This window comes from Sorangium sp. So ce128, from assembly GCF_051525245.1.
In the GTDB taxonomy this organism is placed as follows: domain Bacteria; phylum Myxococcota_A; class Polyangia; order Polyangiales; family Polyangiaceae; genus Sorangium; species Sorangium cellulosum_B.
Genome location: NZ_CP150313.1, coordinates 11,475,500 through 11,497,462, shown reverse-complemented (window position 1 = coordinate 11,497,462; position 21,963 = coordinate 11,475,500). Strand labels below are relative to the sequence as shown.

The 21,963-nt window shown below is 72.8% G+C and carries 13 protein-coding genes; 12 read left to right on the top strand and 1 reads right to left on the bottom strand.

The window, feature by feature from the left end; translation table 11 throughout:
- Positions 1 to 240: 240 nt before the first annotated feature.
- The 9 genes from WME82_RS43585 to WME82_RS43545 all read left to right on the top strand — a co-directional run bounded on the left by WME82_RS43585 (position 241) and on the right by WME82_RS43545 (position 14,616).
- On the top strand, positions 241 to 579 hold the full coding sequence (locus WME82_RS43585; protein ID WP_438040114.1) for a DUF167 domain-containing protein: 339 nt from the start codon (positions 241 to 243) through the stop codon (positions 577 to 579).
- Entirely contained in the window at positions 576 to 1,373 is a 798-nt protein-coding gene (dapF, locus tag WME82_RS43580) for a diaminopimelate epimerase (RefSeq protein ID WP_438040113.1), read from the top strand. Before WME82_RS43585 ends, dapF begins: the two co-directional genes overlap by 4 nt.
- Positions 1,370 to 3,256 (top strand): diguanylate cyclase domain-containing protein, encoded by a 1,887-nt coding sequence (locus WME82_RS43575; protein WP_438040112.1) that lies wholly within the window; start codon positions 1,370 to 1,372, stop codon positions 3,254 to 3,256. The genes dapF and WME82_RS43575 overlap by 4 nt, the downstream gene beginning before the upstream one ends.
- 52 nt (positions 3,257 to 3,308) lie before the next feature.
- Entirely contained in the window at positions 3,309 to 4,928 is a 1,620-nt protein-coding gene (locus WME82_RS43570; RefSeq protein WP_438040111.1) for a DUF4388 domain-containing protein, read from the top strand.
- A gap of 156 nt (positions 4,929 to 5,084) precedes the next feature.
- Positions 5,085 to 6,197 (top strand): alanine dehydrogenase, encoded by a 1,113-nt coding sequence (gene ald, locus WME82_RS43565; protein ID WP_437742419.1) that lies wholly within the window; start codon positions 5,085 to 5,087, stop codon positions 6,195 to 6,197.
- Between the two features lie 16 nt (positions 6,198 to 6,213).
- Positions 6,214 to 7,305 (top strand): isocitrate/isopropylmalate dehydrogenase family protein, encoded by a 1,092-nt coding sequence (locus WME82_RS43560; protein ID WP_437742418.1) that lies wholly within the window; start codon positions 6,214 to 6,216, stop codon positions 7,303 to 7,305.
- Positions 7,306 to 7,427: 122 nt separating this feature from the next.
- The gene (locus WME82_RS43555) at positions 7,428 to 11,099 is read left to right on the top strand and encodes a response regulator (RefSeq protein ID WP_438040110.1); all 3,672 of its coding nucleotides are present in this window, start codon (positions 7,428 to 7,430) and stop codon (positions 11,097 to 11,099) included.
- A 111-nt stretch (positions 11,100 to 11,210) separates the two neighbouring features.
- Positions 11,211 to 13,508 (top strand): sulfatase-like hydrolase/transferase, encoded by a 2,298-nt coding sequence (locus tag WME82_RS43550; RefSeq protein WP_438040109.1) that lies wholly within the window; start codon positions 11,211 to 11,213, stop codon positions 13,506 to 13,508.
- A 352-nt stretch (positions 13,509 to 13,860) separates the two neighbouring features.
- Entirely contained in the window at positions 13,861 to 14,616 is a 756-nt protein-coding gene (locus tag WME82_RS43545) for a hemerythrin domain-containing protein (RefSeq protein ID WP_437854406.1), read from the top strand.
- A gap of 44 nt (positions 14,617 to 14,660) precedes the next feature.
- On the opposite strand, the gene WME82_RS43540 is transcribed toward WME82_RS43545, so the two are convergent.
- Positions 14,661 to 15,506, bottom strand: coding sequence for an SOS response-associated peptidase (locus tag WME82_RS43540; RefSeq protein ID WP_438040108.1), 846 nt, complete (start codon positions 15,504 to 15,506; stop codon positions 14,661 to 14,663).
- Positions 15,507 to 15,567: 61 nt separating this feature from the next.
- Between WME82_RS43540 and acnA the strand changes: the two genes are divergently transcribed.
- The 3 genes from acnA (at position 15,568) to WME82_RS43525 (ending at position 21,942) form a co-directional block, all read left to right on the top strand.
- A complete protein-coding gene (acnA, locus tag WME82_RS43535; protein ID WP_438040107.1) occupies positions 15,568 to 18,321 on the top strand; it encodes an aconitate hydratase AcnA in 2,754 nt (917 codons plus the stop codon).
- A gap of 112 nt (positions 18,322 to 18,433) precedes the next feature.
- Complete coding sequence (gene serS / locus WME82_RS43530; RefSeq protein ID WP_438040106.1) at positions 18,434 to 19,735, top strand: serine--tRNA ligase; 1,302 nt, start codon at positions 18,434 to 18,436, stop codon at positions 19,733 to 19,735.
- Positions 19,736 to 19,740: 5 nt separating this feature from the next.
- On the top strand, positions 19,741 to 21,942 hold the full coding sequence (locus tag WME82_RS43525) for an ATP-binding protein (protein WP_438040105.1): 2,202 nt from the start codon (positions 19,741 to 19,743) through the stop codon (positions 21,940 to 21,942).
- Positions 21,943 to 21,963 lie beyond the last annotated feature (21 nt).

Below are 21,963 nucleotides of genomic sequence, written 5' to 3'. Positions count from 1 at the left end.
GTCATGTCCAACGCCTCCACCGCGGAAATGAACATCAGCAGCGAACAACGACCGCCGCTGATGCAAGTCGACCTGCCGGATCGTACTGCGCGAGCCGACCCACGGCCGGGGCGAAAAGAGTAGCGGGTCAGGCCGCCGACCGGCAAATTCGCGATGGCCGGCGCCGTCCGAAGAGCGACATCACCGCGCCTCGCGGGAACCACGCGTGAGCTCCAGATACGCTACGATGCCGCCGGCCAGATGAGCAAACCCGAGGAGAGCGGCGCCGTCGGCGCGTGGAGTCGCCTCGCAATCACCGAGCGCGCCGAAGGCGTCCGCATCTCGGTCCAGGTGCGCCCGAAGTCGTCGCGCTCGGCCATCGTCGGGGTGCGCGAGGGCGCGCTCGACGTGTCGTTGACCGCGCCGCCCGTGGAGGGCGCCGCCAACGCGGAGCTCGTCAAGCTGCTCTCGCGCGCGCTCGACGTGCGCCAGAGCGATGTCCAGATCGCCCTCGGCGCGAGCGGCAGGAGCAAGGTCGTCGCCGTCCGCGGGCTCAAGGAAGCCGAGGCGCGAAAGCGGCTCGCCGAGGCGAAGCGATGAAGGAAAACGTCGTCCGGTTCGAGAAGTGGGAAGGTCTTGGCAACGACTTCATCCTGGTCGAGGCGGTCCCGATGACCGCCGAGGCGGCGCGGCGCCTCTGCGACAGGCGGTTCGGCATCGGCGCCGACGGCGTGCTCGTGATCGATCGCGAGCAGCCGCGCATGCAGGTCTGGAACGCCGACGGGAGCCGCCCCGAGATGTGCGGCAACGGGATCCGCTGCGTCGCGGCCTACCTCGTCTCCCGGGGGACCCCCCAGAAGGCGCTCACCATCGCGACCGACGCCGGCGACAAGCGGTGCGAGGTCACACGGGCGGGCGATCGCTTCGACGTGCTCGTCGGCATGGGCCGGGCCCGCATGGGCGAGACGCTCGTCGTCACAGCGCTCGGCGCGGAGCACCGGTTCGCCTGCGTCGACGTCGGCAACCCGCACGCGGTGACGTTCGATCCCTACACGGAGGACGCGATCGACGAGCTCGGGCCCATCGTCGCGACCACGCCGGCCGAGGGCATCAACGTCGAGTTCTGCCGGGTTCGACCGGCCGACAATGGCGAGGCCGCGCGCATCGACGTGACCGTCTGGGAGCGCGGGGTGGGCCGCACGCTGGCGTGCGGCACGGGCGCCTGCGCCGTGGCGGCCGCGGCGTGCGCCCAGGGCCGCGCGCCGTACGGAGCACCTCTCCGCCTGGCGCTGCCGGGCGGCTCGCTGCGCATCACCGTCGCCCCCGGATCCCTGGAGCTGCTCATGCAAGGCCCGGCGCGCCGGGCGTTCTCGGGCGAGGTGGTGATCGCGTGACCGCCTCGCTCGAGGGGGTCTGGAGTCCTGGCCGGGCGCCGGCCCACGAGTTCTCGCTCAAGGTGCTCGCCGTCATCGCCGACGAGGCGACCCGCACGCTGTTCTCGCGGGTCATCACGTCCGATGAGCTGATGCTCGCCGGCGATCTCGCCGAGGGGATCGTCCTCGCCGAGACCGCCGCGCCCGACGTCGCCTTCATCGATGTCGGGCTCGGGGACGGGGCCGGCCTCGCCATGGTCCACCACCTGAAAGCCCTCGCGTCCGAGGCCACCGTCTTCGCGCTGGCGACGAGGGCGGAGCTCGAGGCGGGCGCCCATGCGGTCGCGCTCGGCGGCGCCGGGCTCTTCTTGCTGCCGCTCGGTGGGGACGAGGTGCTGAACGCCGTCGGCTCGGTGCGCCTGCGCTTCGCCGAGCGGGCTCTCCGGATGCAGCTCGAGCAGGAAGCCGCGCGCAGCGCCCGCGCTGCCGGGTGGATCGCCCGCGTGGCCGAGCTCGCCGATGCGCGTGACCGCAACGCGGCGGCTCAGCAGCTCGCCGAGGTGTTCGTCGAGGCGACGGGCGCGGCGGCGTCCGCCGTCTACCTGGCCGCCGGAGAACGCTCCAGCGAGCTGGTCCGCTCCGCGGCGATGGGGCCGCTCGACCGCGCGCCCGCCTACGGGACCGAGACCGACATCCTCGATTTCGCCCGGCGCGAGCAGCTCATCGTCGTCCCGCTGGCGCTCCGCAAGCTCGCCGCGGGGCATCTCCTTCTCCAGAAGGAGCCCGGCCGCAGCTCCGCGTTCCCTTCGGTGAGGCGCCCGGACAGCGCGGCCTCGACCCCGCGGCGCGCCCCGCTCCTCGACGGCCTCGTCAAGCTGCTCGCCACGCAGGCGACGACGGCGCTTGCCCTCCTCGGCGAGCGCGAACGCTCGACGGGCGGCGCCGCGATGAAGGATCCGGCGTCGAGCGCCTACTCGTTTGCCTACTACGTCGACGTCGCCGGCCGGGAGATCGACAAGGCCAGGCGGTACGGCCGCCGGTTCACGATCGCGACCATCGTGATCGAGCCGGATGCAGCGGCCGCACCTGAGCGCCCAGGCGACCTCGCCTTCTGGAGGACCACGCCGGCGCCCCCTGCGAACACGCACAACCCGGGTCAGGTCGTCGAGCACCTGCTCCGCGCCGTGCGCGACACCGACATCCTGGCCCGCGTCGACGAGAACGAGTTCCACCTGCTCATGCCCGAGACGGCCGCCCTGGAGGCCCACGCCTGCCATCGACGGATGCTGTCCCACGTCGCCGAGAGCGAGAAGCGGGCCGGGTACCTGCCGAAGGGCCTGCTCGTCGGGGTCGCCACCTTCCCCCAGGACGGCCAGAGCCTCGCTCAGCTGCTCCGCATCGCCCGGCGGCGCGCCGACGCCACCAAGTCCTCGATCGTCCACCGCGTCCCTCAGGACCGGCGGAGCATCGGCGAGATCGTCAGCCTCCTCGTCCGGGAGTCCCCCGCGGCCGGCGGAGCTTCCGCGATCTCGGCGCCCCGCGCGCTCGATCTGTCGGTGTCCGATACGATCCTGCTCGCGACGTCGGTCGTCAGGAACGCGCTCCGCGGGGGCGCCGTGTTCCTGCTGGTCGCTCACCACGACGGGCTGAGCCTGGGAGCGCAGGTCAAGGCGCAGCTGGCCTCGCCGCGCGACGACGTGGTGGTGCACACCGTCGACCTCCGATCCTCGCCAGGGTGCGACGACATCGAGGCGCTCTGTGTCCTCGCGGAGCACGGCGCGTATGCCCTGGTAGGGCGTAATCAGGGGGGGTTCGTGAAGGGTATCCATGCCGCCGATCCGCTGCTCGCGGACTTCCTCGCCGAGCGGCTCGGCCGCGCGGCCGGGCTGCGGGTCTTCGGCTGACTCGGAGGGCGCCGATCCAGTGTCTCGCAGGGTGCTGTTGGTTGATTCGGACGTGGACGCGCTCGGCGCGCTCGCGTCGGCGCTCAGGGCGCGTGGTCTCACCGTGACCAACGCGAACGGCGCGTTCGAAGCCGTGGAGCAGGCGTTCAAGCGCCGGCCCGACGTCGTGCTCGCCGCCAGGGCGCTCGACGAGGACAACGCGCTCGCGGACGCGTTCGCCGCCGTCCCCGACCTCGCCGATACCCCGATCCTCTTCCTCGTCGACGGCGCCGAGGGCGATCCGGGCTTCGACGAGGTCCTGCGGGGCGACGTCGATCACATCGTCTCGCGGATCACCGAGGCGTCGCCGCGCGGCTCCAAGCCGACGGTGCCGCAGGAGATCCGCGGCGACCTCCAGCAGGTCCCGCTCGTCGACCTGCTCCAGCTGCTCGCGATGAACCGCCGGAGCGGCACCCTCGGCATCACCACGCCGACCGGGGCAGGGGAGCTGCGGCTCTCGGCGGGGGAGGTGATCGATGCCGTCTACCGCCGCCTCGAGGGGGAGAAGGCGCTCTACCGGCTGCTCGGTGAGCGGGACGGACACTTCGCGTTCTCACCCGGCGAACCGGCGAGCGCGCGCCGCATCATGGCGCCGACCTCGCGCCTCCTGATGGAAGCGCTCCGCCAGGTCGACGAGGTCCAGCGCCGGCGATCCGAGCTCGCGCCGGCCGGTGAGGCCTTCCTGGTGACCGAGCCCGCGAGCGACGATCTCGACCTGTCCCCGCTCCCGGACCACCAGACGTTCAGCGTCGACGCGACCTTCGGCGACAGCGCCGCGGCGGACCGAGGGAGCGCCGCGCCCCTGGCGAGCGCCATGACCTCGCTGCCCGACTTCACCGCCCCGCCGATGCCGGCCAGCGACGTGAAGGGCAACCGCGGCGGGTCGATGCCGCCGCCGCCCACGCTCCGCGCCGCGGAGCCGGCCGCGTTCAGGCTCGAGGCGCTACGCACCCCGACGACCTCACCGCCGGCGCCCCTCGGGGAGCCGGCGGAGCGCGCGGCCGTGGCCGAGAAGCTGGCGGCGCTGCTCCAGATGCCGCACAACCTCGACGAGCTGCTCGACGAGATCAGCGGGCCGGATCTCCTGATCCTCGAGGTCCTGATGGAGCTCACGGCCTCCGGGAAGATCCGCCGTATCTCGCTCGCCGACCTCACGACGCCGTTCGCGCCGTCGGAGCACCTTCCGGTCCTCCGGTCCCTGGTGACCCGTCTGGCCCGGCCCGGCTTCGCCCCGCCGCCCCACCTCGTCATCGCCGCAAGCACGCGCCGCATGGCGACGCTCTCTCATGCGGTCCGCCGCATCGGAGACGCCATCGTCCCCGCCGAGCCTCCGCCGCAGGCGGCCATCCCGAGGCCGCTCGGCGTGATCCGGCTCGGCGACGGCGTCGAGCTCGCGCTGGTCGGCCTCCCCATCGAGGAGAGCTTCGCGCCAGCCTGGCCGCTCGCCCTGCACGGCGCGGCCGCGGTCGTCCGGCTCGGCGACGGCGGTGAGGACGCGCTGGCAGCGCACTGCGAGGCTCTGGAGCTCCTGCTGCTCGACGCAGAGGCCATGATGGGGCCGCTCGATCTCGCCTCGCCGGGACAGATCACGCTGCTCGTCCGCGCCGCGCTCGAGGCCGCCGCGGGCGTGTGACCGGCCGACGAAAACGTAGCTTCAGAACGGATCTTCCGGGTTTCTCGCCTCGGAAACCGGCATTTGACTCGGTGGCTCACGGCGTTGCGAGGGCAGGTTTCTGCTATCGTCGCACACGCCTCGCTTCAGCAGTTCGGCGAGGAGAGGAGCGCGATCGTGCTTATCGGAGTCCCCAAGGAGATCAAGACACGTGAGTACCGCGTCGGCATGACGCCCGCGGGAGTCCGGGCCCTGGTCGGGCACGGGCACAAGGTCCTCGTGGAGTCCGGCGCCGGCGAAGGCAGCGGGATCTCCGACGAAGCCTACGGACGCGCGGGCGCCCTCATCGCGAGGTCGGCAGCGGAAGCGTGGAGCGCCGACATGGTCGTGAAGGTGAAGGAGCCGCTCCCCGCCGAGTACGGCCACTTTCGCCAGGGTCTCCTCCTCTATACCTACCTGCACCTGGCCGCCGAGCCGGATCTCACGCGGGAGCTCGCCAAGCGAGGCGTGACAGGCATCGCGTACGAGACCATCCAGCACGAGGACGGCTCGCTGCCGCTGCTGCGGCCCATGAGCGAGGTGGCCGGCAGGATGGCCGTTCAGGTCGGCGCCTCGTGCCTGGAGAAAGAGCGGGGCGGCAAGGGCGTGCTCCTCGGCGGCGTGCCGGGGACGCGGCGCGGCCGCGTGGCGATCCTCGGCGGCGGCGTGGTCGGCCGGAACGCAGCGACCATCGCGGTCGGGATGGGGGCGCAGGTCACCGTGCTCGATGTCCGCGCCGAGACGATGAGCTACCTCGAAGACGTGTTCGGGGGCGCGATCGAGACGCTCTACTCCAACGCGGAGAACATCGAGATGATGTGCGAGCGCGCCGATCTCGTGGTCGGCGCGGTGCTCGTGCCCGGCGCCAAGGCGCCCCAGCTCGTGACCGAGGAGCACATCCGCCGCATGGAGAGAGGGACGGTCGTCGTCGACGTCGCCGTGGATCAGGGCGGGTGCATCGCGACCTGCCGCCCGACGACCCACGACAACCCGACCTACGAGGTGCACGGGGTCGTTCATTACTGCGTCGCCAACATGCCGGGCGCGGTCTCGCACACGAGCACCTGGGCGCTCACGAACACGACGATCGGCTACGCGGTGGCGATCGCCAACCAGGGCATCGTCGCCGCGGCCAAGGCCGACAGGTCCGTCGCCCTCGGCATCAATACCCACGGCGGCCACGTGACCTACGGCCCCGTCGCAGCGGCCCACCGGCTGGAGTACGTGCCGGTCGAACGCGCGCTCGGCTGACCGGGAGCGCGACCTCGTGGCAGCCAAAAAGAAGAAGAAAATCGCGATCATCGGCGGTGACGGCATCGGCCCATCCGTCATCGCCGAGGCGAAGCTCCTGCTCGAGCTCTATCAGGAGCGAGCAGGGCTGCCGATCGACCTCTGGGAGCTCGATCTCGGCGCCGACCGGTACCTGCGCGACGGGACGACCTTCCCGAACCAGATCCAGATCGCCATCCAGCGCGAGTGCTCGGCGGTGCTGCTCGGCGCCCTGGGTGATCCCCGTGTGCCCAACCTGGAGCACGCGCGCGACATCCTCTTCGGCATGCGCTTCGGCTACGACCTATACGCCAATGTGAGGCCCGTCCGCGCGCTGTCGGACCGGTTGGTGCCGCTCAAAGGCCGCACGGCGAAGGACATCGACTTCGTGGTGTTCCGCGAGAACACCGAGGGGATCTACGTCGGGATGGGCGGGCAGTTCAAACGCGGCACCCCCGACGAGGTCGCGATCAATGAGGACGTAAATACGAGGAAGGGCGTCGAGCGGATCATCCGCGCGGCGTTCGACTACGCGCGCGCGAACGGCCGGACGCGGGTCACGATGGCGGACAAGTCAAACGCGATGCGGCACGCGCACGAGCTCTGGCTGCGCGTCTTCCACGAGGTGCGCGCCCAGTATCCGGAGATCCAGTCGAACCACGTCTACGTGGACGCCCTCTGCCTGTACGTCATCCAGGATCCGGCGCAATTCCAGGTGATCGTGACGAACAACCTGTTCGGCGACATCGTGACCGATCTCGGCGCGGCGCTGCAGGGGGGGCTCGGCATGGCGGCGAGCGCGAACGTGCACGCGTCCGATCCGGCGCGGGTCGCGCTGTTCGAGCCGGTGCACGGGTCGGCGCCGCCGCTCGCCGGCAAGGACATCGCGAACCCGTTCGCGGCGATGCTCACCGCGGGGCTGCTGCTCGCTCACCTCGGGTGGCCCGAGGAAGAGCGCCGCATCGAGCGCTGGGTCTCCCTGGCGCTCGACCAGGGGATGTGCACGGTCGATGTGGGCGGCACGCTCGGCACGCGCGCCGCCGGCGCATGGGTCCGGGAGCAGATCGCCGCCGAGCTGGGGCCGCCGTGAGGTGACCTTGGGGCGCGGGCGCGCGGCCGGGAGCCACGGGCGCGGGGGCGCGATCGCCGAGAAGTTCGGGTGTCCGATCCTCCTGTGATACGGGACCGCCAATGGGCGTAGGATCGACGGCAGTGGAGCACGCGGGGCCGCGCAGCAATCCAGCGAGCGAGGCTCGGCACGAGCGGCTGGGCGGAGCGCGCGCCGAGTTCGTGGCGAACCTGGGTCGCCGCGTGGCGGAGCTCCGCGAGATGGTCCGGCGGATCGAGGCAGACGGCGATGCGCCGCGGCTCGTCGAGGAGCTGAAGCGGCGCCTGCACTCGCTCGGCGCGGGGGCGCGCCTCCTGCGCTTCGTGCGGGTGGCCGAGCGGCTCGCCGAAGGGGAGTCGCAGCTCGTCGCCGCGAACGGCGCGCGGCTCAGCGGCGAGGCCGCGGCGGCCCTGCGGAAGCTGCTCGAGGAGCTGCCCGCCCTGGCCTGGGGGCAGTCGGCCATGGGCGAGCAGGCGCCCGCGCGCGCCGCCGCGCCGCCCGAGCAGGCGTCGGCGCCGCCCCGCGCGCGCGCTGGCGCGGATCAGCCGAACGCACGCAGCGCCAGCGCGCGGCCGGATGGCGCGGGTGTGGCCAAGGGCCAGGCCACGACGTGGATCGCGGGCGTGAGCAACGGCCGCGCGCTCGCCGCCGAGCCGCTCTCGCTCGAGGAGGAAGAGGAAGCGCGCGCGTCCTCGACGCGCGGCGCGGAGCAGGCGCCCCCCGCCGGGGCGCCCGAGGCCGCTCCGGCCGCGTCGATCGACGCGCCGATCACGGTCCTCGTCGTGGGCGCCGCGCCGCTCGCCGAGGCGTTCGACTCGGCGAGCGCCGACGTCGGGCCGTCGTTCGAGGTCGAGCGGACCGACGACGTGGAGACGGCGATCGATCTCGCGCGGGCCTTCGCTCCGGATCTGGTCCTGCTCGACGCGGACATGCCGGGCGCGCGCGGGCTGGCGGAGGCGCTGGCCGCCGATCCGCTGACCGACCTGGTCCCCGTCGTCGCCGTCGGCCGCTTCACGCGGCCCGAGGACGCGGCTCCCTACGTGGCGCTCGGCGCCGCGCGCGCGCTGCCGAAGCCCGTGTCGCCGGACGCGCTCCGGCGCGCCGCCGCGGAGGCAGCGGTGGCCTGCGTGCGCGCTGAGACCGCGCGGGCCGCTCGCGGGCCGCTCGGGGCCGTCAACCTCGACGAGCTCGGGGCGCGCCTCGCCGAGGAGCTTCGCCGCGGCCTCTGCGACGCCGCCGAGCCGAGGAGCCGCGGGGAGCACGTCGATCTCGGCGACGGCGCCGAGGTCCTCGCGGCGCTCTGGGGCGCGGTGGCGCGCATCCGCGATCTCGTGACGATCCGCTCGCAGGGCGGCGTGCGGTTCTCGCCGAACGGGCCGGAGGGCGCGCTGCCGCTCGCCCCGTGGATGATCGCGCCGAGCGCGCCCGAGGGCGAGCGCTCGCGGCTGCACAGCGAGATCCGCGCGAAGTCGCCGGCGCGCACGATCAGCGCGTCGATCGCATCGAGCGCGGCGCCGGGCGACGCGGCGCTCGACGCGCTCGACATCGTGGTGGCGGACGACGATCCGGCGGTGACGTGGTTCCTCGCCGGCGTGCTCCGGGCCGCAGGCGCGAACGTGCACGAGGCGCACGACGGCGCGCGGGCGCTCGACCTCGCGTACCAGACGACGCCGGACCTTGTCGTGAGCGACGTGCTGATGCCGCGGCTCGACGGCTTCGCCCTCTGCCGCGCGCTCAAGCGCGACGTCGCGCTGCGCGACGTGCCTGTCATCCTGCTCTCCTGGAAGGAGGACCTGCTCCAGCGGCTCCGCGAGCTCGGCGCCCAGGCCGACGGCTACCTCCGCAAGGAGGAGAGCGCCGCGGCCTTCGTGCAGCGGGTGCACGAGGTCCTGCGGGGCAGGCGGCGCGTCGCCGAGCGCATCGCGACGGGCGGCGAGGTCCGCGGGCGGCTCGACGGCATGACGGCGCGGACGCTGCTGTCGCTCTCGTGCGCGCGCCGGCCCGACGCGCTCGTGTCGGTCCGAGACGCCGCGTTCCTGTACGAGGTGCTGCTCAAGGACGGCCGCCCCGCCGGCGCGACCCGGACGGCGCAGGACGGGACGTTCCACCGCGGCCCCTCCGTGCTCGCGGCGCTCCTCGGCGTCGGCTCCGGCCGCTTCGTGGTGGAGCCTCTGCCGGAGAGCGAGCTCGCGGCGCCGCCGCGCCCCGGGTTCGAGGGGACGCTCGCGGAGCAGCTCCTGCCCGCGATCGCGGCGGCCCGGGCCGCCCAGCGGCTGTTCCACGGGCCGCCGGTGATGCAGGTCGAGCGCGTCGTCCTCGACCTGGAGGGGATGGGCGCGACCGCCGACGCGACGCCCGAGCCGGCGCGCTCGCTCCTGAGAGCGCTCGCCCGCGGGACGTCGCCGCGATCGGTCATCACCTCGGGGGAGTTCGCCGCGGGCCTCGTCGAGGACGTGCTGAACGACGTCGCGGCGCGCGGCGGCGTGCGCCGGGTGATCAGCCGCGAGGGAGAGGACCTGCTCGCCCCCGCCGTGGCCTACGAGGAGGAGACGCTCCGCGGCGTGCGGCGCGTCCCGGAGCGGGCCGCCCCGGTCGCGGCGCTGCCGCCGGAGCTCGCCGGCGACGCCGCCGCCGCGTCGTCGCGCGCCTCGGTCGAGCTCACCGACGACCAGCTCACGGTGGTGCCCGGCTCGGTGGCGCCGCGATCGGCCATGCCGGCGCGCGGCTCGGCTGCGCCGAGCTCGGCGGTGTCGGGGCCGGGCTCGGCCATGTCTGTCCACGTGCTGTCCGTGGACGGCGAGGACGAGGACACGGCGTTCGCGAGCGCGCGCGAGGAGGAGGCGACGGCGCTCTCCAGCGCGCTGGTCAACGCACGGGTTCCGAGCGATCTCGCCGAGCTTCAAGGCGATGTGGTCAGCGTGCGCGCGGCGCGGAGCCCCCAGGTGGACGCTGCTCTGCTGGCGGGCGTGACGCCGGCCGTGCCCGGCGTGGCGCCCGCGCCCCGCAGGCCGGAGGCCACGCTGCCCGCGCTGGAGTACCCGAAGCCCGAGCGGCTGCTGACGCTGGGCTCGCTCCCGCCGCCGCCGGTCGTCGAGGCGCCTGCGCCCGCCGCGCTCAGGGTCCCCGCGGCGCCGCCCGCCGCGCGGCTCGCGGCCCCCGCCCCGGCGCCCGCCATCGACGAGTCGCCCACGCCGCGCCGCGTGCGCCGGCCGTCGGCCTACGTGCCGACGCCGCAGCCGCCCGCCCGCGACAACCGCATGACGATGTGGGTCCTCTTCGCGGTGGCGGCGTTCGTCTTCGCGGTGGCCGCGCGGTTGTCGCGCGATCACGAGCTGCAGGCCGCCTCGCCGCCCTCCGACCAGCCGAGCCCGCCGGCCGCGGAGCCCGCGACCGCTGCCCCGCCCGGCGCTGTGCCTGCCGCCGCCGGCTCGTCGAGCGTGGTCGCGGCGGCGGTCGTCGCCACGCCGGCCCCGGCTGCCGCCGGGCCGATCGGCGAGACGACGTCGAACCCCGTGCTCCCCGAGGATCTGCCGCTGGCCGCCGAGCACAAGGTGCCCGAGGGGCAGGGCATGCTGGAGGTGATCGCCGGCGCGGGCGACACGCTCTTCGTGGACGGGCGGAAGGTCGGTACCGGCAGCGTCAAGCTGCCGCTCGCGCCCAAGGACGGCGCCTACGAGATCCGGGCGAAGCTCCGGGACGAGGAGCGCGTGCGCTTCGCGGTCGTCAAAGCCGGCCGCCTCACCCGGCTCCGCGTCGCGCCGCCGTGGCGCCGCTGAGCGCGCCACGAGCGCTCCCCCAGGCAATCGAGAAGCCGGCGCTCGCCCCGGGGTGCCCAGCCACAGGCAGGGCACCCCGCTCGTGGTAGAGGACGCCCCGTGCGCGCCCGCGTGATCCGAACCCGCCATCCCTCCTTCGCGCTCACGCTCGCCTCCGCCGCGGCCGCGCTCCTCTCCGGTTGCACCGGGTGCGAGACGTCGACCCGCGATCTGCCTTCCGGCGCCCCGGCCGCAGCGTCCGCGAGCCCGCGGGCGACGCCTCCGCCGCCGGCGCGCGACGTCGTGCACCTCATCGACGAGCTGCCGAGCTGCGATCTCGAGCACCGAGGGCTCCTGTTCGATACCGGCGCGGGCGCGCTCCTCGGCCGCTTCGCGTGGCAAGGGACCGTGCCCACCGGCATCCAGGCGGTCGAGCACGATGGATCCACCTGGGCGCGGATCTCGGAGCGGCAGATCAAGCTCACGTTCGTCCTGCCGTCCGCGAGCCCCATCTTCGTGTCCGCCCGGGCCGTCGGGCTCACCTCCAAGTACGCCACCGTCTCCCTGGACGACCAGCTGCTCGGAACGCTCCGCCTCCAGCGCGACCAGATCCGCATCGCCTCGACCCCGACCACCACGCTCCCCGCCGACCCCGGCCTGCACACCCTCACGCTCCAGTTCTCCGGCCGGCTCCGCGAGGGGGAGTCGTTCGCCGACGTCGACTGGGTGCGCGTGGGCATCCCGGACGAGGACCCGGCCACGTACGGCCCCCCGACCCTGCGCGACGTCGTCGCGCCTGCCGCCGCGCTGTCGGGCGTCCCCCACCGGTCCATCGCGCTGCGCGCGCCGGGCGCGGTCCGCTGCGCCTTTCGCCCTTCCAGGGTGACCCGCCTCCACACCTCCATCGGCGCGCTGGGCTCGGGAGAAGGCGACGCCGAGATCCGCGTCCTCCGCGACGGCCAGGAGCCCCTCGTGATCCATCGCGTCCACGTCGAGGGCGGCGACAAGGCGACCTGGACCGACGTCGAGCTGCCGCTCGCGCCCTTCGCCGGGTCCCTCATCTCCCTCGAGCTCCGCGCCGCCGCCGCGGCCCGCGGCGGACGCATCCTCTTCGGCGACCCCGTCCTCGCCGGATCGCCGGAGCCGCCTCCGTCCGTGCCCGCAGCGCGCGCCGTCGTGATCGTCGCCCTGAACGGGGTCGAGCGGCCCGATCTGCCCCCCTGGAGCGGTCGTCCGGAGCCGCACCTCGCGACGCTCTCGGAGCTCGCGACGTCAGCGACGACGTTCGATCACCACCGCGGGCCGAGCACGGTCGTGTCCGCCGTGGCCGCGTCGCTGCTCACCGGTCTTCCGCCGCCGGCCCACACCGTCGCCGACACCGGGGCCCGCCTCCCCGCCCACGTCACCACCATCGGCGCCATCGCGAGCGACAGCAGCATCCGCACCGGGTTCTTCACCGGCGTCCCCACCACGTTCCGGGCGTTCGGCTTCGGACCCGGCTGGTCCCGGGTCCTCGAGCACCCCCCGACGAGCGGCGAGCCGGCCACCACCCCGATCGACGCCGCCGCCACCTGGATCAGCGAGACCGTCCGCCAGGACGCTTCCAACCGCCTCCTCGCGTTCGTCCACGCGCGCGGCGGCCATCCGCCCTGGGAGGTCACCCCGAAGGAGCTGAACGCCCTCAAGCCCGCCGAGTACGCCGGCCCCGTCGAGCCGCGCCGCGCCGCCCAGGTGCTGGCCAGGCTGAGGAACCGGCGCCGCGATGTGCTCAGCCCCGAGGATCGCGACCGGATCCGCGACCTCTTCTCCATCGCCCTCGCCGGCCAGGACCGCGCCCTCGGCAACCTCATCGGGACCCTCAAGGCCGCCGGCCTGTGGGACGAGACCCTCTTCATCGTGACCGGCGATCTGGCCAGCGGGCGCTCCGACGCCGTGCTCTACGGCGAGGGCATGGAGCTCCAGGAGCCCGTCCTGACGCTCCCGCTTTATGTCCACTTTCCCGGTGATCTGTACGCCGGCCAGCGCGTCGCTGCCCCGACCGAGATCATCGACGTCGCGCGCACGGCGATCGCCGCCCTCGGCCTCTCGTTCGCCCGCAAACCGCTCGGGAAGGATCTGGCGGCGGTCGCCTCCGGCCTCGAGGGCGTCGAGCGCGGCCCCCAGATCGCCGCCCTCGGCGATCGTTACTCCACCCGGTGGGGCAACCTCGTGCTTTCGGGTCGACTCGGCGTTCCCCCCTATCTCTGCGACCTCGACGTGGACCCGACCTGCGCCTTCAACCGTCGCGAGGTGATGCCCCTCGCCACCGTGTCGCTCTTCCGGCGTACCGTGACGTTCGACCTGTCCGTGCGCGCGCCCGCGGCGCAACGGGAGCCGGCCACGATCGACGCGGAAACGGCGGCCGTGCTCAACGTATGGGGCGCGAACTGAGGCCCGCGCGATCGACCTGCGCCCGCGCCTGCGAGCCGACGAAAGCCCGCTGACGGCGCCCGGCGGCGCGCCGGCGCCCTGCGCGGGCGAAGGCGTCCGCGACATCGCGCAGGCCGCGCTCGATCACGCTCCAGCGGCGCCATGATGCCTCGCTGCGGGGCAGCACGCCCCGCGTCGCGCGCCGCGACGCCCCCGCGCGGGTTGGCCAAACGACGTACGCCCGCGCCCGCGCGTGCGCGTCGTGCGCTCGCTTCGCGCGCCCATTTCGCCTGGCATGCTTCGCGCAAACCCGCAGGCCGCACAGGCCAAGCGCCTCGACGGCGCTTCATCTTTCCGTGAGAGGAGTCCCCGCATGAAGGCGACCGACCTATTGAAGGAGCATCACCAGGAAGTCGAAGAGCTCTTCGAGCGCATGTCGCAGGCTGACAGCGACGAGATCAGCGCGCTCCGCGACGAGCTCGTGGCGACCCTCGTGAGCCACTCGGCCATCGAGGAGGAGCTCTTCTACCCCGAGAGCCGGGAGGCGCTCGGCGCCTCCCCCCTGATCCCGACCTCGTACGAGGAGCACGCGCTCGTCGACGTCATGTTGCAGAAATTGCTCAGCACCGAGCCGGGTGACGAAACCTTTCACGCCAGGCTCGGCGTGCTGAAGGAGCTCGTGCAGCACCACGTCGAGGAGGAGGAGAAGGAGCTCTTCCCCCAGGTCGAGAGCGCCATGGGCGCCGCGCGCCTCGAGGAGCTCGGCAGCCGCCTGGAGGCGCGCTTCGGCCAGGTGCGCGAGAGCGACGTGGAGGCGCTCCTCGCTCGGAACGTCGCGAAGAGCATGCCCGCCGCCACCGCCGGCCGCCGCGCGCGCACGGCGAAGCCGTCGGCGCGCAAGGCGGCGGCCAAGCGTCCACCCGCGAAGCGCGCGTCGACGCAGCGCGCCGAACCGGCGCGGGCCGCGCAGAAGGGGCGCCGCACCACCGCGACCGGACGGAAGAAGACAGCGGCCACGGCGCCCGCGAAGACCGGGCGAGCCGCGCCCGCGCGCAAGGCGAGCCGACCGGCGAAGACCAGCCGCACAGGCCGCAAGGGCGGTCGCGCGAGCAGCGCCTCCGCCCGCTGACCATCGCAAGCCAGCCAGCGCACATCAACGCACGTTGCCGTCGATCAGCGGCGCGAGGTCCGGCCGGAGGGGACGGCGGGCCTCGCGCCGCCATCGAGATCGAACAGCGGAAGCGTGCCGCCGGCCTTCGGGGCAGCGGCCTTGGGAGCAGCGGCCTCCGCCGCGAGCTCCTGGAGCAGGGCGGGGTCGTCGTGCGCGACCGAGTTGACCCGCGGCGAGACGGCGCGCGCCGCGAGGGCGCCGCGAGGCGCCGGCCGGAGCAGCGCCTCGGCCCGATCCGCGTCCGCTCCGTCGCCGAGGCCGAGCCAGAGGTCCACGTCCCCGGGGCCCAGCAGGACCGGCATGCGGTCGTGGATCGGCGCGACGTCGGCGTTCGCCTCGGTGGTCAGGATCGTGAACCGGAGGTCGGGCTCCCCCGTGTCGAGGTCCTTCGCCGGCTGGTACAGCCCCGCCAGGCGGAGCAGCCCGCCGTCCGCAGGGTGGAACCAGGTGGGCCGCCGCGCGCCCTTGGGTCCGGTCCACTCGTAGAAGCCGTCCGCCGGCACCACACAGCGGCGCGCCGCGAACGCCTCGCGGAACGTCGGCTTCGCCCGCGCGCTCTCGGCGCGCGCGTTGGCCAGGAGCGCAGGCCCGGCGCCGCCCCTGGCGAAACGCCCCACGAAGCCCCAGGTCGCCGCCACCAGCGCGCGCCGGCCGTCCCGCGCGCGCAGCACCGGGTGGACGGTCGCAGGTGCGATGTTGAAACGAGGCCGAAACCTTGCCGCTATCTCCGGATCAGCGGCAATCGACCGAGCCGGGCCGCCGCCTGCTCGGCCCGCGCCAGAGGACGACTCGAGCAGTGCGATGAGGGTCGCAAAGTCCGGAACGGCGAGGGTGAAGCGCGCGCACATAACACTAGATTAGCGGCTTCGGGGCGCCTACAAGGGCGCTCCGGACGTTGGAGGAGGCCGCATGGTCGACAGCTTTGGCACCAAGAGCACGCTGACGGTTCAAGCCGAAACATACACCTATTACAAGCTCACCTCGCTGGCGCAAGGCGGCGCGTCGATCGACAAGCTCCCCTTCTCGCTCCGCATCCTCCTGGAGAACCTCCTCCGCCACGAGGACGGGCGCGTCGTGCGCAAGGACCACGTGGAGGCCGTCCTCAACTGGGACCCGAAGGCCCGCCCCTCGCAGGAGATCGCCTTCCACCCCGCGCGCGTGCTGCTCCAGGACTTCACCGGCGTGCCCGCCGTGGTCGATCTCGCCGCCATGCGCGAGGCGCTCGCGAAGCTCGGCGGCGACTCGCTCAAGATCAACCCGCTCCAGCCCGTCGATCTCGTGATCGACCACTCGGTCCAGGTCGACCGGTTTGCGTCCTCGACGGCCGTGAAGGTGAACGCGGCGCTCGAGTTCGAGCGCAACGAGGAGCGCTATGCGTTCCTCCGCTGGGGAGCGCAGGCGTTCACGAACTTCCGCGTGGTGCCGCCCGACCAGGGCATCTGCCACCAGATCAACCTGGAGTACCTCGCGGGCGCCGTCATGCGGCAGGGCACGCTGGTCTACCCGGATACGCTCGTCGGCACCGACTCGCACACCACGATGATCAACGGGCTCGGGGTCGTCGGCTGGGGCGTCGGCGGCATCGAGGCCGAGGCGGCGATGCTCGGCCAGCCGCTCTCGATGCTCATCCCCGAGGTCGTGGGCTTCAAGCTCCACGGCAGCCTGCCCGAGGGCGCGACCGCGACCGATCTCGTCCTCACGGTGACGCAGATGCTGCGGCAGAAGAAGGTGGTCGGGAAATTCGTGGAGTTCTACGGCCCCGGCCTGAGCGCGCTCTCGCTCCCGGACCGCGCCACGATCGCCAACATGGCGCCCGAGTACGGCGCCACGATCGGCTTCTTCCCCGTCGACGACGAGACGATCGCGTTCCTGCGCTTCTCCGGCCGGCCCGCGCAGCTCGTCGCGCTCGTCGAGGCCTACTACAAGGAGCAGGGGCTGTTCCGCACGGACAGCACCCCGGACCCCGTCTTCAGCGACACCCTCTCGCTCGACCTCGGCGACGTGGTGCCGTCGATCGCCGGCCCGAAGCGGCCGCAGGACCGCGTCCCGCTGCGCGACGCGAAGCGCACCTTCCGCGCCTCGCTCCAGGGCATGCTCGAGAAGGAGTTCGCCGCGGCCGACGCGCCCGCGGTCAAGGCGTTCCTCGAGGAGGGGGCCGGCCATGCTGCCGCGCGCGCGCCCGCGCTCGAGAAGGTCATGCGCCCGGCGGAGATCACCGAGGGCGACACGCGCTACACGCTGCGCCACGGCTCGGTCGTGATCGCCGCGATCACGTCCTGCACCAACACGTCGAACCCGGCGGTCATGCTGGGCGCGGGCCTGCTCGCGAAGAAGGCCGTCGAGCGCGGGCTCACGGTGAAGCCGTGGGTGAAGACGTCGCTCGCCCCCGGGTCGAAGGTCGTCACCGACTACCTGCGCCAGGCGGGGCTCCTGCCGTACCTCGAGGCGCTCGGCTTCCACCTGGTCGGCTACGGTTGCACGACATGCATCGGCAACTCCGGGCCGCTGCCGGACGTGATCGGCGACACGATCCGCAACAACGATCTCGTCGTGGCGAGCGTCCTCTCGGGCAACCGCAACTTCGAGGGCCGCATCAACCAGCACGTGCGGATGAACTTCCTCGCCTCTCCGCCGCTCGTCGTCGCGTACGCGCTGCGCGGCGACGTCGACGCCGACCTCTTCAAGGAGCCGGTCGGCACGGATCGCAACGGCGAGCCGGTGTACCTCAAGGACATCTGGCCGAGCTCGGCCGAGGTCAACGAGGCCATCCGGACGGCCGTGCGGCCCGAGCAGTTCCAGGTGCAGTACGAGAACGTCTTCGCCGGCGACGAGGAGTGGCAGAAGCTCGCGGTCCCGGGCGGCCAGACGTTCGTGTGGGACGAGGGCTCGACCTACGTGCGCAGGCCGCCGTTCTTCGAGGGGCTGTCGAAGGAGCCGGCGCCGCTCACCGACATCCGGGCCGCGCGCGTGCTCGCGCTGCTCGGCGACTCGGTGACGACCGACCACATCTCCCCGGCCGGCAACATCGCCAAGAACAGCCCCGCCGCGAAGTACCTGGTCGAGCACGGCGTCGCGCCCGCGGACTTCAACTCGTACGGCGCCCGCCGCGGCAACCACGAGGTGATGATGCGCGGCACGTTCGCGAACATCCGCCTCAAGAACGCCCTTCGCCCCGGCGAGGAAGGCGGGATCACGGTGCACCTGCCCGACGGCGAGAAGACCACGATCTACGACGCGGCCATGCAGTACAAGGCCGAGGGCGTGCCGCTGCTCGTGATCGCCGGCGCCGAGTACGGCACCGGGTCGTCGCGCGACTGGGCGGCCAAGGGGACCAAGCTGCTCGGCGTGCGCGCGGTCATCGCGAAGAGCTTCGAGCGCATCCACCGGTCGAACCTGGTCGGCATGGGCGTGCTCCCGCTCGAGTTCGCGCCGGGCGAGGACGCGTCCACCCTCGGCCTCACCGGGCGCGAGGTGTTCGAGATCGACGGCATCTCGGGCAACCTCACGCCGGGCAAGAAGCTCAACGTCGTCGCGACCGGGGAAGGCGGGGCGAAGAAGACCTTCACCGTCACCGCGCGCATCGATACGCCGAACGAGGTCGACTACTACCAGCACGGCGGCATCCTCCAGTTCGTGCTGCGCAGCCTGGGCGCCAGCGCCTAGCGCCTCCCTGCGCGCCGCTCCCCGCCGAGCGTCTGGCGGGGAGCGGGCCCATCCTCGGAGCGGCGCGTCGCGGCTGCTGACGCGCGTGCAGGCTTCGGCTAAACCCTGGGGTATGCTCGATCCTCGCTACGTCGCGGAGCACCTCGACGAGGTGCGCGCGGCGCTCGCTCTCCGCTCGCCCGCCGCCGCCGCCAGCCTCGGAGACGACTTCGCCTCCACGGTCAGCGCGAGGCGGTCCAACATCCAGGAGCTCGAGCGGTCGCAGGCGGAGCGCAACGCGGCGAACGACGCGATGGCGCGCCTCGACAAGAAATCGCCTGAGTTCGCGCAGAAGCGCGACGAGCTGAAGGCCCTGTCGACCCGGATCAAGGAGGCCGAGCAGGTCGTCTCCGAGCTCGAGAAGCGGATGACCGAGCTGCTCTCCATGGTGCCCAACCTGCCGGACCCGTCGGTGCCCGTGGGCGCGGGGGAGGAGGGCAACGTGGTCGTCCGGACGTGGGGCGAGAAGCCGAGCTTCTCGTTCGCGCCGAAGTCGCACTGGGACATCGGCACGGCCCTCGGCCTCCTCGACTTCGAGCGCGCGGCGAAGCTCTCGGGGGCGCGCTTCACCGTGCTGATGGGCGCCGCCGCCCGCCTCGAGCGGGCGCTCATCTCGTTCATGCTCGACCTGCACACGCGCGAGCAGGGCTACCTCGAGGTGCTGCCGCCCTTCCTCGTCAAGGACACGGCGCTGTTCGGCACGGGCAACCTGCCCAAGTTCGCCGAGGACCTGTTCAAGACGCAGAAGAGCGACCCGGAGAGGGCGTACGACCTGTACCTCATCCCGACGGCCGAGGTCCCGGTCACGAACCTCCACGCCGACGAGATCCTGGACGGCGCGTCGCTCCCGATCGCCTACGCGGCCTACACGCCGTGCTTCCGCAGCGAGGCGGGCAGCCACGGGCGCGACGTCCGCGGGCTCATCCGGCAGCACCAGTTCGACAAGGTCGAGCTCGTGCGGTTCTCGGCGCCAGAGGACTCCGCCCGCCAGCACGAGCTGCTCACCACGCACGCGGAGGAGGTCCTGAAGCGGCTCGGCCTGCACTACCGGGTGTCGGCGCTCTGCACCGGCGATCTCGGCTTCGGCTCGCAGAAGACGTACGATCTCGAGGTGTGGCTGCCCGGCCAGGGGGTGTACCGCGAGATCTCGAGCTGCTCGAACTTCGGCGACTTCCAGGCGCGCCGCGCCCAGATCCGCTACCGGCCGGAGCCGAAGGCGAAGCCGCGGCTGGTCCACACGATGAACGGGTCGGCGCTCGCGGTGGGGCGGACGGTCATCGCGATCCTCGAGCAGTACCAGCAGGCGGACGGCACGGTGGTCGTGCCGGAGCCGCTCCGTGCGTTCATGGGCTGCGAGGTCCTCCGCGGCAGGTAACAGCGATGGCAGCGGACGAGGAAGCCAAGCGTGAGCTTCCGGAAGCGAAGAGCGCGCATAACGGAGGGGACGGCGAGCGGCGCTCGCAGATCCCGGAGTCGAGGGGCGCGCGCGGCGGAGGGGACGGCGAGCGGCGCTCGCAGGTCCCGGAGTCGCGGGGCGGACGCAGCGGGGGGGACGGCGAGCGGCGCTCGCAGATCCATGGACCGCCGACCAACGCGGAGACGTCGATGGCGCTCGCGCGCCGGCGGCTGCTCGACCTCTGCAAGCGGCACAAGGACGAGCTCATCGACGACTGGATCGAGAACGTGCTGGCGCTGCCGCCGGAGCGGGGCCGGTACACCGATCGGCCCGTGGGCGAGGTCACGGAGAACGTGCGCTCCTGGCTCGCCGCGTTCACCAGGATCCTCGAGGATGGCAGCGAGACGCTGCTCGACGAGTTCATCACGCACCTGGTCGAGCAGCGCTACGCGACCGGGTACTCCATCAGCGCTCCGCTGATCGCCGCGTCCGAGTTCCGCACCGCGGTCGCGGGCGTCCTCGACACGACGCACGACGACGCCGAGGCCGACGGCTCGTCCTCGATCGACGTGCTCCGCGCCGTCGACGCGCTGCTGCTCCAGTTCGAGCACCGCTTCGCCGAGGCGTACGCCCAGCGCTCGCTGTTCGCCTCCGAGGAGCGCTACCGTGAGATCGTCGAGCTCTCGTCCGACGTCCTCGCGACGATCGACCAGGAGGGCATGCTGACGCGGCTGAACGTGCGGTTCGAGGCGCTCTTCGGGCACTCGCGGCAGGCGTGGATCGGCCGGCCGATCACCGCGCTCGCGGTCGCGGCGGACGTGCCGGCCCTGCGCACGCTCGTGCTGTCCGCGTCGCGGGCCGAGGCGCCGAGGGAGGCCACCATCCGCTGCGGGACGCGCGCCGGCCTGACCAAGGTGATGACGGTCCGGATCACGCGGCTCTACGGCGAGGACGCCTCGCTCGCGCTCATGCGCGACGTCACCGAGGAGGTCGCGCGCCGCGCGCAGATCCTCCACAGCGAGAAGCTCTCCTCGATCGGCCAGGTCGCGGCGAGCGTCGCGCACGAGCTCAACAACCCCATGGCGTGGGTGATGGCGAACCTGGAGCAGATCCGGAGCGGGGCGCACAAGCTCGTCTCGGCGGCGCGCCCGGTCGCCTCGGGCTCGTTCGAGGACCTGCTGCGCGCCATCGACCTCATCGATCGCTCGTGCCACGAGGCGCTCGCCGGCGTCGAGCGGATGCGGGACATCGTGACGGACCTCAACCTCTTCTCGAGCAGCAGCGAGCGCAAGCCCGAGCGGGTCGATCTCGTCGACGTGATCGAGCTCGCGCTGCGCATGACGGGCCCGCAGCTCAGCCAGCTCTGCCGCATCGAGCGCAGCTACGGCGAGATGCCGCCGTTCGTCGGCTATCCGGGCAAGCTCTCGCAGGTGTTCGTGAACCTGTTCATCAACGCGGCGCAAGCGATGCCGAACCGCCCCCGCGACGAGAACATGGTGCGCGTGACGACGCGCTTCGACGCCGGCGTCCACCACGTCGAGGTGGAGGACAACGCGCGCGGGATGACCCCGGAGGTCGTCGAGCGGATCTTCGACCCGTTCTTCACGACGAAGGAAGAGAGCGCGCGCCCGGGCATCGGGCTCTGGGTGTCGCGCAACATCGTCGAGGAGCAGCACGGCACGATGACGGTGTCGAGCACGCCCGGCGTCGGGACCGTCTTCACGATCCGCCTGACCGGCCTCAACCCCACGGATCTTCCCGCGCCGCGGCCGCCGCCGGAGCCGCCGCGCGCGTCGTCGCGCGGGACGATCCTGTTCGTCGACGACGAGCCGATGCTGCTCAACGCCTTCGCGCGCGCGTTCGAGGAGCGGCACGAGGTGCTCGTGGCCAAGAGCGGGCACGAGGCGCTCGACCTCCTGCGGGACCGCGGCGGCCGGATCGACGCGATCGTCTGCGATCTCCTGATGCCGCAGATGAGCGGGATGGCCCTGTACGACGAGATCGCCGAGCGGTTCCCGCAGCTCTTGCCGAAGATGGCCTTCATGTCGGGCGGCGCCTTCACGCCGAGCGCGCGCGAGTTCGTGGAGCGGGTGGACAACCCGAAGATCGCGAAGCCGATCTCGCTCGACGATCTGGAGCGGGTCATCGCCGATCTTCTCAGCGGCGGGTCGAAGCGGGGGCACTAGGCTGGAGGAGCGGGGGGCTCG